Consider the following 6,741-nt stretch of genomic DNA (forward strand, 5'->3'; position numbering starts at 1 on the left):
AGGAGTTCGTCACCTGCAAACAGACCGGTGGTCTCTCGAACTTCAACATCTCGGTCGGCATCGACGCGCGGTTCTTCCGGTGCCTGGCGACCGGGGAGGACTACGACCTCATCAATCCCCGCGACGGCAGCGTCTGGAAGAGCATCGACCCGGGTTCGCTCTGGCACCTCGCCGCCACGTCGGCATGGGCCTCCGGCGAGCCGGGGATGCTCTTCCTCGACGAGATCAACCGGAGAAACACCACGCCGCATCTTGGGCTCATCGAGGCGACCAACCCCTGCGGCGAGCAGCCGCTCTACCCCTACGAGAGCTGCAACCTCGGCAGCGTCAACCTCGCCCGGTGCATCAGGAAACACGAGATCGACGAAGACCTGCTTGCTACCACCGTCAGGTGCGGCATCGATTTCCTTGACGCGGTCATCGACGTCAACCGGTTCCCCCTCCCCGAGATCCGGGAGCAGACCCTTGCTACCCGGAAGATCGGCCTTGGGGTCATGGGGTTTAGCGAGGCGCTCATACGCCTCGGGATACCCTACGAGTCTCGCGAAGCGCTCCGGTTCGCCGGGAGCCTGATGGCGGGCATCCAGACTGTGGCCCGTGAGCGGTCGGAGGAACTCGGGGCTGAGAAGGGCTCGTTTCCGGCGATTGAAGGGTCTGTCTACTCAGGGGATATGCGCAATGCCACCGTCACCACCATCGCCCCCACGGGCTCGCTCCACCTCATCGCCGGGACGACGAGCGGCATTGAGCCGGTCTTCTCCTTTGCCTACACCCGGACGATCGACGGGCAGCAGGTCAACATCGTAAGCGACCTCGTCCGGGAACTCCTGCCGGAGACCGCCGGCGGGAGGGACGTGGCGGCGCACGTGCGGCGTTACGGGACAATCGAGGGTCTCCCTCTTGCGGCCCATACCCGGGACCTCTTCAGGACGGCTATCGAGATCGCACCTGAACACCACGTGCGGATGCAGGCAGCGTTCCAGGAGCACGTGGACAACGCCGTCTCAAAGACGGTAAACCTCCCGGAGTCCGCAACCCCCGACGATATCGCCCGCGTCTTCTCCCTCGCCCACGACCTCGGGTGTAAGGGCGTCACCGTCTACCGCTACCGGAGCCGGCCTGACCAGGTACTCTCCCGGGGATGCGACGTCTGCATTATTGATGAATGACCATGCCAAATAATATATAACGAGAGCTGAAAGGTACATGCAATGAACGGTGGGATATGTCCGACCTGCGGACTGCCAAAGGAATTATGTATCTGTGAAGAAGTTGCAAAGGAACAGCAGAGAATCAGCGTAAAGATAAACAGGCGGCGGTACGGAAAAGAGGTCACGGTTATCGAGGGGCTCGATCCCTACGACATCGATCTCGAAGACCTCTCAAAATTCCTGAAAGGGAAGCTCGCCTGTGGCGGCACGGTCAAAGACTCCTCGATCGAGCTGCAGGGCAACCATCGCGAGCGGGTTAAGGAATTGCTCGCCCAGAAAGGATACAATATGGAAAATATCAGTTGAAACCGGGTAGTTCTTCAGGAACCCGGATATCTTTTTTCCGATGAGAGATGGTTGCAGGGAGCGGATGCCGTGGGCAGGGTGCGGCGGCAGACGCTATATAGTCGGGGATGCAACCCATGAGATACCCTGGCGTCTTCAAAAAATGTTTGTCAGACACTATAATCAGCAAGAGAGACAAAACAAGATCTCTAGAGAAGTGGATGATATATGGTGATGAGGTGTTCGTTTGCGCTCGATCCCGGCCTGCTGGAGCAGATCGATCAGTTTGCCAGGGATAACGCGTTCGACCGGAACGAGGCGATCCTTGAACTGATCGAGACCGGTCTTGCCTGCCGGAAGGACGGCAAGACGCCGCCGGTGAGGCAGCAGCGCTCGTTTGAAGAGTTGAACCAACTCCAGCGTGAACTTGAGGACGTCAAAGAGGTCCTCGCTGAGCTCCGCAACGAAGTCCGGTTGGTTCACCATACGATTGAGACCGACTGGGTCAAGGAGGCGAAGGGTGTTCCGTTCCGGACGAAGCATCCCTGGGAGTTCTGGCGGAAGTGATCTCCCTCACGCACCAGCGCATCTAACAATCAGACAAAGCTGCCTCACGCACCGCAAAAAGGTACACCCTGCCGCTGGCCCGGTGCACTCAGCTGATGATGCTTGTGATGCTCCGGAACCCCTCTCCCCGGGCGTCGTCGCAGACGACCGCCTCCACTTTTGCCATATCGACACCGGACGTAACCTGGCACCGGCTGCAGTAGGCGCGTGCCGGTGACGGGAGTTCTTTTCCCCCGACGACGACAAGGGCGGAATGAACACAGAACCCGCACCGGTCGACGGGGACGACCTTATCCGGCGTGCACTGCACCCGGCCGCCGACGACCGGCAAGCGCCGGGAGCCGCGGTCACTCATAGGCCTCGACCCGGTAGCCTGCACGACCGAGGATCGCGATAACCTCACTGCGCCAGGCGACGTCGTTATCGGTCCCGAGCGGTGCAACCGACTCTTCCCAGCAGCGGCGCAGGGGGGCATCCTCGGTGACGAGGCTCCTTCTCCCTTTCACCTTCCCGACCTCCCGGCCGTCACCGGCAAATATTCGCATGCTGCAGCAGATGTAGGTCCGGCAGACCGAGGGGCGGCTGTCGTGGATGGTGCAGACATACGTTCCTTCTTCTTCCGGGTGGCCCCGCAGGAACGGACACCAGGACGGGTGCGCATCGTTCTCCGAAGTCTCCCTGAAGATATCGAGGAACCGCTCCTCGACACGTGCACGGAACGTGCCGCCGACGATCTTCTGCCGGCAGAGGTAGTCCCGGCTCGTGAGCCTCTTCTCGACCTCGATGAGTTCACCGCCCGCGTGCATGCAGCACTTCCCGCAGAGCGTACATTCAAACGCTGCCATCTCCAAAGACTCTCTGCACGACATGGGATAAAGGTTCGGGGATCCTTGCCCCCGTGAAGATCTTAAACCCGGTCTTCCTTCATGCCACCCAGACCGGACTTGAGGAACTCGTCCGGTCCCACCCGGGAGGATATGGCCCCGCCGGTACTGGTTCCGGTCGAAGAGAGGAGAGGAAGCAGCCGGAGACCAGCTGTCAATTTTCAGTCATTCCTTTCCTGTCAGGGTTTTTTCCTGCTGTCGTACCCGGTTCGACCAGGGTAATGAACCCGGTATGGTGACCTCTTCCTGTTGACTGTGACGCTCTCCGGACGTAGGCCTTCATGATATCTGTCCGGGTGATGAATCCGGAGAGCAGCCTGGGATCGTCTACCGGAACAACGGGCAGGTGATGAATGTCATGCTCGACCATCAGATTCAGGGCATCGCGCAGCGTACAGGCGTGGTGAACGGTGAACACCCGCGAACTCATGACGTTCTTCACCGGCAACTCATCGTTCATCCGGTTGTCCCTGATATCATCTAGAGCGATGATGCCGACCAGTTTCTCTTCCCCATCAACGACCGGAAACCCTGTGTGCAGTGTCTTGTCGATGAGACGGAACACGCGCTCGATGTTGTCATCAGGCGATACGGCGACGATCCGGTCACGGGGCACCATAACATCATCCACATGAATGTCCTGGAGGATCTCGATCATATACTCATCCCGGTGAGCAGCTGACCAGGACCGGTCCTGCACCTGCTCGCGGAAGAGGGTGGCCTGACCGATGAGAAGGACTGAGACCGATACGGCGCCCATCGCCGGCATGAGCAGGGAGAAGTCACCGGTCATCTCCACGACCATGATCATGACCGCGATCGGTGCGTGGGAGACCGCACCGAAGAGAGCGATCATCCCGATGACAATGAAGACCGGCACCGATTCGGCAGGCACAATCCCCGGGAGCGCGAGGTGCAGCAGGGATCCGAAAGCGCCTCCCATCACTCCGCCGATCATCAATCCCGGTGCGAAGATGCCTCCGCTCCCCCCGGAACCGATAGTGAGCGACGTCGTCAGGATCTTCGCAAACGGGAGGATGAGCAGCACCCCGATCGGGAGCATATTATAGAGCGCGAGCTGGGTAAAGCCGTATCCGGTCCCGAGGCTGGCAAGCCCGACGATTGCCGTCTCAGGAGAGAAGGCCGCAAGAGCGAGAACGAACACGCCGGTGAGAAATGCCCCGGTAAGGGGCCTGAGGTGGTTTGGGAGGTTAAATTGGGCGAATACCTCCTTAAAGACCCTGTTTGCCCCATAAAAGGTGTTTATGTAGATCAGGCCGACCGCCGTTGAGACCACGCCGAGGAGAATGAAGAGAGGGATCTGGGAGACGTTCCAGAAGGTTGTACAGGAGGCAAAGACCGGTTCAAAACCTTCAACCAGACCGAAGATGGAATACCCGATGACAGAAGCCAGAAACGCAGGAACAATTACTTCGGTCTCGAAGTCCTGTCTGTAGAGGATCTCTGCAGCGAGGATTGCCCCTCCCAGCGGAGCCATAAAGATCGTACCGATTCCGGCGCCGATACCGGTGGCGATAGCAAGTCTCCGCTCACGGATGGAGAGCCCTAAAAGATCAGCGGTGATCGAACCGAAACCGGCCGATATCTGTGCAGTTGGCCCTTCACACCCGGCGCTCCCTCCTGTCGAGATGGTCAGGATGGCGGTAACTGCTTTGACGAGCGGGACGCGCCAGCGCACCTGTCCTCCCTTATGAAACGCCTTTATTGCCGCATCGGTCCCATGACCTTCCGCCTCCGGGGCAAGGGTGTAGACCAGGAGGCCGGAGATGAGCCCTCCAAAACAGATGACGGGGAGGATCATCCAGAGATTATCGGGAGGAGCCCACTGACTGATATCCTGGACAGTCTGCCCCTCCTTCGGGAGGTTGAACCCGACGATGCCCTCCATGAACAACGCACTCCCTAGTTTCAACCCTTCGAAAAAGAAGAGAGCGCCGAGGCCGGAGATGAGCCCGACGATGATGGCTATGAGTATGATCCTCCTATAGGGAGTGACGATTTCCTCGATCTGCATGGACGTATAAAAAGATCAGATTAACATGTTATTTAACCTGTTTGACTTGATGTGGCTGTTCAGTGAAAGGGTTTGCGCATTACCGCCGCTTCGGGATCGTGGGAACCGGGAGATTGGTGCGCGGAGGACGTTTTCTGTCAAAGAGGGCACGGAGCGCCTTTGCCGTCTCCGGGGGCAGGCACCCGGAGCATTCGTGAGCCTGTGCAAAATACCCTGAGTATTTTCTCCCTCTGGAGGCCGGGAGGCTCCCGGAGCCCGTTGACGCCGTTGCATAGGGAGAGCCCGGGGAAAAGCCCGCGTTGTGCGGCCTCTCGCTCTACTTCATCGCCCTCCTGATCCGGTTTTGTGTAGATCTCCGACCCCTGCTTCAACGTGTGACCGGTGCAAGGAACCCTGCCGATTCTCCCCCAATAGGGTTAAATCGATACGCGTACAACGGAGTGACATGAAGGTGTGCATAATGTGCGGAGGGGAGGGCACACGGCTCCGCCCCCTCACATTCGGGCGTCCCAAGCCCTGTGTTCCGATCGTCAACAAACCCTCGATCCAGCACCTGGTCTCACACCTCTCCAACCTCGGGTTCAACGATGTGGTGATCACGCTCGGCTACATGAGCGACGCGATCGAAAAAGCGCTCGGCGACGGGTCGCTCTTCGGGGTCAACGTCACCTACGTCCGTGAAAAGACAAAACTCGGGACGGCGGGGAGCGTCAAGAACGCCCAGAAGTATCTCGAGGAGCAGCCGTTCCTTGTTGTCGGCGGCGACCACGTGGTGGACTTAAACCTGCTTGAGTTCTACCGCGAGCACCTCAATAACGACTCGATCACCACCATCGGGCTGATCAGCATCGACGACCCCACCGAGTACGGTATCGCCGAGATCGATGCAAACTACCAGATCAAGCGATTCAAGGAGAAACCGAGCCCCGGGGAGATCTTCTCAAACCTCGCGAGCACCGGGATGTACGTCTGCAACCCGGAGGTCTTTGACCATATCCCGGCGGGTGAGAAGTTCGACTTCGCAAGGAATCTCTTCCCCGAACTGATGGAGAAGGGGTATACCCTGAAGGCCTGGCTTGCCCGCGGCAACTGGTCGGACGTCGGGAGCCCCCGGTCGCTCCGGGAGGCGGAACGCTGGAAACTCCAGGATATCAGGTTCACGAACATCTCCGGCGACCTCTACATCAAGGGCGCCCGGGTCATGGGTCCCGCCCAGATAGGAAACAGCGTCTCGATTGCTGCCCATTCTCGGGTGATCGGGCCGGTCTCGATCGGTGCCGGGACGATCATCGAGGAGAACGTCGTCATCGGGCCGTACACCAGCATCGGGGAAGGCTGCATCATCAAGAGCAACGCCAAGGTCTTCTCGTCGTCGATCTACAACCGGGTGGTGATCGGGAGGGACAGCACCGTCAGCGGGAGCATCATCGACAATGATACGCTCGTCGGCACCGGGTGCAACATCGAGCATGACACGGTCATCGGGCCACACGTGGTGCTGAAAAACAATGTGGTCGTCCATTCCGGGACCAGGGTCTGGCCGGAGGTCATCATCCCGGAGGGGTCGGTGGTGAAAGAGCACGTCTTAAACGAGGACTACGACACGAGGACCGAAGGCTCATAGTGGATTATTTCACCTGAATTTTCCACGAAGACCTCCCTGGATTGGCGACCGGGAGGCTCCCCTGCTCCGGGTCCGGCTTGTGCGGGGAGGGGGAGACTCCATACGCGCGAACGTTCGGTATGGAGACTCGTGAGG

7 protein-coding genes are annotated in these 6,741 nt (G+C 59.2%); 4 read left to right on the plus strand and 3 right to left on the minus strand.

Annotation, left to right across the window (positions count from 1 at the left end; translation table 11 throughout):
* From BP858_RS02175 to BP858_RS02185, 3 genes are all read left to right on the plus strand, one after another.
* A partial coding sequence (locus BP858_RS02175; RefSeq protein ID WP_286878712.1) for an adenosylcobalamin-dependent ribonucleoside-diphosphate reductase occupies nucleotides 1-1,169 on the plus strand: 1,169 nt, incomplete at its 5' end.
* A 42-nt stretch (nucleotides 1,170-1,211) separates the two neighbouring features.
* Nucleotides 1,212-1,517 carry a stress response translation initiation inhibitor YciH gene (gene yciH / locus BP858_RS02180; protein WP_014866167.1) on the plus strand — a complete coding sequence of 102 codons (306 nt, stop codon included), beginning with the start codon at nucleotides 1,212-1,214 and terminating at the stop codon, nucleotides 1,515-1,517.
* Nucleotides 1,518-1,730: 213 nt separating this feature from the next.
* Complete coding sequence (locus BP858_RS02185) at nucleotides 1,731-2,063, plus strand: type II secretion system protein E (RefSeq protein ID WP_286878714.1); 333 nt, start codon at nucleotides 1,731-1,733, stop codon at nucleotides 2,061-2,063.
* An 88-nt stretch (nucleotides 2,064-2,151) separates the two neighbouring features.
* On the opposite strand, the gene BP858_RS02190 is transcribed toward BP858_RS02185, so the two are convergent.
* From BP858_RS02190 to BP858_RS02200, 3 genes are all read right to left on the minus strand, one after another.
* Nucleotides 2,152-2,418: a hypothetical protein gene (locus BP858_RS02190; RefSeq protein ID WP_214166039.1), complete on the minus strand. Its 267-nt coding sequence runs from the start codon at nucleotides 2,416-2,418 to the stop codon at nucleotides 2,152-2,154.
* Nucleotides 2,411-2,908, minus strand: coding sequence for a YkgJ family cysteine cluster protein (locus BP858_RS02195; protein ID WP_250317130.1), 498 nt, complete (start codon nucleotides 2,906-2,908; stop codon nucleotides 2,411-2,413). The genes BP858_RS02190 and BP858_RS02195 overlap by 8 nt, the downstream gene beginning before the upstream one ends.
* A gap of 193 nt (nucleotides 2,909-3,101) precedes the next feature.
* A complete protein-coding gene (locus BP858_RS02200; protein WP_214166041.1) occupies nucleotides 3,102-4,982 on the minus strand; it encodes a chloride channel protein in 1,881 nt (626 codons plus the stop codon).
* A gap of 445 nt (nucleotides 4,983-5,427) precedes the next feature.
* Between BP858_RS02200 and BP858_RS02205 the strand changes: the two genes are divergently transcribed.
* Nucleotides 5,428-6,606, plus strand: a complete 1,179-nt coding sequence (locus BP858_RS02205) for a sugar phosphate nucleotidyltransferase (RefSeq protein ID WP_014866174.1) — start codon at nucleotides 5,428-5,430, stop codon at nucleotides 6,604-6,606.
* Nucleotides 6,607-6,741 lie beyond the last annotated feature (135 nt).

Origin of the sequence: Methanoculleus sp. UBA413 (assembly GCF_002502935.1) — an archaeon.
Lineage (GTDB): Archaea > Halobacteriota > Methanomicrobia > Methanomicrobiales > Methanoculleaceae > Methanoculleus > Methanoculleus bourgensis.

Excerpts from the sequence above, each read along its gene's own strand:
- yciH (WP_014866167.1), top strand. The coding sequence starts at position 1,212 with ATGAACGGTGGGATATGTCCGACCTGCGGACTGCCAAAGGAATTATGT.
- BP858_RS02205 (WP_014866174.1), top strand. The coding sequence starts at position 5,428 with ATGAAGGTGTGCATAATGTGCGGAGGGGAGGGCACACGGCTCCGCCCC.
- BP858_RS02200 (WP_214166041.1), bottom strand. The coding sequence starts at position 4,982 with ATGCAGATCGAGGAAATCGTCACTCCCTATAGGAGGATCATACTCATA.
- BP858_RS02185 (WP_286878714.1), top strand. The coding sequence starts at position 1,731 with ATGAGGTGTTCGTTTGCGCTCGATCCCGGCCTGCTGGAGCAGATCGAT.
- BP858_RS02190 (WP_214166039.1), bottom strand. The coding sequence starts at position 2,418 with ATGAGTGACCGCGGCTCCCGGCGCTTGCCGGTCGTCGGCGGCCGGGTG.
- BP858_RS02195 (WP_250317130.1), bottom strand. The coding sequence starts at position 2,908 with ATGGCAGCGTTTGAATGTACGCTCTGCGGGAAGTGCTGCATGCACGCG.